Annotated in this window: 3 protein-coding genes and 1 pseudogene; 3 read left to right on the top strand and 1 reads right to left on the bottom strand. The window is 34.7% G+C overall.

Annotated features, from left to right (window positions below; all coding sequences use genetic code 11):
• Positions 1-581: 581 nt before the first annotated feature.
• The 3 genes from F975_RS15920 (at position 582) to F975_RS00010 (ending at position 2893) form a co-directional block, all read left to right on the top strand.
• Positions 582-1019: a hypothetical protein gene (locus F975_RS15920; protein WP_081399800.1), complete on the top strand. Its 438-nt coding sequence runs from the start codon at positions 582-584 to the stop codon at positions 1017-1019.
• Positions 1013-2179, top strand: coding sequence for a CsgG/HfaB family protein (locus F975_RS00015; RefSeq protein ID WP_004749153.1), 1167 nt, complete (start codon positions 1013-1015; stop codon positions 2177-2179). The genes F975_RS15920 and F975_RS00015 overlap by 7 nt, the downstream gene beginning before the upstream one ends.
• 87 nt (positions 2180-2266) lie before the next feature.
• Positions 2267-2893, top strand: coding sequence for a hypothetical protein (locus tag F975_RS00010; RefSeq protein ID WP_004749151.1), 627 nt, complete (start codon positions 2267-2269; stop codon positions 2891-2893).
• 59 nt (positions 2894-2952) lie between these two features.
• On the opposite strand, the pseudogene F975_RS00005 reads toward F975_RS00010, so the two are convergent.
• Positions 2953-3187 (bottom strand): annotated as a pseudogene (locus tag F975_RS00005) (BrnA antitoxin family protein); the annotation flags it as partial.
• Between the last annotated feature and the right edge of the window lie 212 nt (positions 3188-3399).

The following is a 3399-nucleotide window of genomic DNA, read 5'->3' as shown; positions in this document are numbered from 1 at the left end:
CGCCAAAAAAGTTTGTATCATTTCATAGATACTAAGGTTGCTACACCTCACCTTTAAAACCATTTTCTGCGGTTTTAAATATTTCTCACATTGTCTTTCGCTTCATCAGTGCTTACGTTTTTATACATATTCATCAGTAAAAATGAACGTTTTCTGAGTTATTAAAAAGATCTATTAATGTATAAATATACTGATAAATAATATGAATTATAAAATATATTTTAAATATAAAATTATGGTTTTCATATTTTAAACACCTATAAAACAGATATTTATGATTTTAATAAAATAAAATTTTTTAGTAAAAATATTATTTTAATTTAAGTGTTAATTTATTTATTTTGATTAATAATTAAATTTCTTAAAAATAAGTCAATTTCAAGAAAACAATTTATTACATTTAAATTATTTTTAATAATCAATGATTTATTTTTATTTAAAATAAGAAGGATTTATTTATTTAATTTAGTTGTTTATTTATTTTTTGTGTGTGAAATAATATTTTTAATAAAATCTAAATATAGCGGTGAATAAAAATTGGATTAAAAAAATACTCTTAGATTAAAAGGACGGTAATGATTATGAAAATATCGGTAATCAATGTCAGTTTGTTTTGTTTATGTTTTCTGACTAACTCTTATGCCGCATCAGATGAATGGAGTTCACGCTGGGCAGCATCAAGTAATACTTCTAGTCAGAATTTATACCAAGCAAACTTAATTGAGCTTAGGAATTCAGATTATTATTCTGGGTTAGGACAGACCACACTAAACAGCACAACGACTATAGGGACATTAAATAGTACAACTACAAATACAACCTCTATTGGAACACTAGATTCTTCTACCAATACGTTAAATGTAAACGGTTCAAATAACCGCGGTATAAATATTTCAAATACATCACTTAATAAAGGATCTATAGATTCGAATACAGTTCAACCTATAAATTCGAATACATTTCAAAATAATCAGAAATGCATTAACTTAAGCGCACAGCCGGGAGTACCAGTATGCTAAATTTCCCGTTAAATAAATCTGTGAGTATCACGATCTGTTTAAGCTATGTTCTAACAGGATGTACTGGCATGGCTGTTTCAAACAAGAAGCCTGTTACCCTTGTGCAAGGGCCAGCTATCACCGATATTTTTACGCCTTTTGATATGGCCTTATCCTGCATGAAAGGGCGAGTACGCAATGATGTCAACTTTTCTGTTGGAGCAATTTTAGATCAAACAGGCAAGGATGTAATTACCGATGGTGGCACTGGAAAAATGGTGACACAAGGTGCTGGAGATATGGTGCAATCTGCACTGTTTCAGGCTGGCGTCAATTTATTGAATCGGCGTGATCCTCGCATTATTGAAAGCGAAGCTAAATGGGGGATTCGTGACCCACGGCAAATTCAGGCTTCTAATTATTATGTGACAGGTAGCATTAACAGTTTGGATTTTATTCCTGGCGGTGGTTTTGACATGCAGATTGGTGGTGTTGGTCCCAATTACAGTCAAACTCGAATTATAGTTGGTTTAGATTTATCTCTCACAGATGCACGTACCAGTAAAGTCGTTGCGAATGTTTCGCTACAAAAACAAATTGTTGCACAGGATTACGGCATAAATGCAGGCAGATTTGCTGGTCGAACTTTATTAAATATTCAGATCGGAAAAGGAGAACGTGAGGCGACAAATTTCGCTTTGCGTCAAATGTTGAATCTGGCTACTTTTGAATTACTCAGTCAAGTCGTTCCACCATCAACATTTGAAAGCTGCCGCGCTACGATACCACCTGAATTTGGTCAATTAAATTTAACGCCAAGTTCTGTTGCTCTTTATAAATATAAAGAGACCCAACAGCAAAAATCTGTGGTTTCAAGCAATCCAGTTACATTATCACCTTCAGAGAAAATAAATTCGTCCAATGAGAAAAATAAATCTATTAACTCACCAAGCAAAGATACACAGCCGATTAAGAACAAAGAATCCAATCTGATTAAAGATCCTGAAGAGTCTCCAGAAATGAGCAAAAAGGATCTTATTCCAGTTATTAGCATGAAACCGGTCTTACCTTCTTCGAGCAAAATGAATGAAGAAAAAGAAAAGGAGAAGGCTCCTCCTCTATTGGGAAGTGCTAATCCAGCAGTTGTCGAAAATTATTGGTCAGCAACTCAGCGTGATTAAAAGATATGTAAAAAATGGGCTCGCTCCCATTATAAAAAGAGGTGCTTAGCGAGGAGTGCTTCGAAAGTAGAAAAAGGGAATAAAACTATGAAAAATACTATCAAAACAATCGCTTTATCTGTCAGCATTCTAGGCGCAGCCATGACAACTGCTCAAGCTGCTGACGTAAGGTTACATACTATTGGTGGTTTCTTTGGACCAGCAACCCTTAGTTCATTATCACAGCATGCTAGTAATGGTACTGCGCTTAATCTTGCAGTCAATACAAACATGGTTAATGCTAGTGTTAACACCGCTGGTGGCTTTAATTACCTTGATAATGTTGGCAACACTATTGCGGTAACAACTTCAGCAGTTGGTGCTGCAAATACAGGTAACATCAGCCTAGAACAAGGTAGTATGAATGCCATTCATTCTGGTACATTCGCTGGAAGTCTGGCTGCTACAGAAGATATATCACATACATCGGCTTCTTTCTGGGGAGGATACCATGCATCAGATTTCGACAGTTCTCTCAGTGCAGCAGTTAATAGTAGCTATTATAATCAATTCTCTGAAACTTTAAGTAATTACAGTGCAGCGAATATAGCTTACAATTCTGGTGCAGTTAATGCTTCTGTAAATACAGTAGGATTGAGTAATCATATTGATGGTATCAACACTTCAGCACTTGGTGCTGTGAATACTGGTAGTATCACAGTTACTGTACATTAAATTAATTCGTCAGTAAGATCATCTATTGAAAGTAAAATGGGAGCTATAAGCTCCCATTTTTATTGATGATTCTTTAATTCTTTCAGCATTGTATCGAAGGGTTTCATTCTCTGTGTTTGATAACATTTACCTTGTGCTTTAATCGGCATCTAAATGAATAGACGTTTGCTGCTTCACTGGATGATAAAATTGATTTTGGTGTACAACGTTACTCCAGTCGGTAATTTCAGGAATATCTGCGAGATCTAGCTGATCATCAGGAACAGTTTCTTCAGTAAGCAAGCGGTTAAGTTTATCTGCATAGGCATCAACATACCAAACCGTCCGCTAAACAAATCGCAAAAGCACGTATTCTAAAAGCAGACATTTTTATTGGTGAGAATACAGACACTTTAAATGGTTTCTAACGAATGCATTTCGTATAACGACCATTATGTTAAATAGATGCTATTCTACTTCAACATCTTTTTCTATAAGGAGTTCTTTCTCTCTAGCTTTTTTCTTTC

This window comes from Acinetobacter brisouisimilis, assembly GCF_000368265.1.
Lineage (GTDB): Bacteria > Pseudomonadota > Gammaproteobacteria > Pseudomonadales > Moraxellaceae > Acinetobacter.
This window is presented reverse-complemented; position numbering and strand designations above follow the sequence as displayed.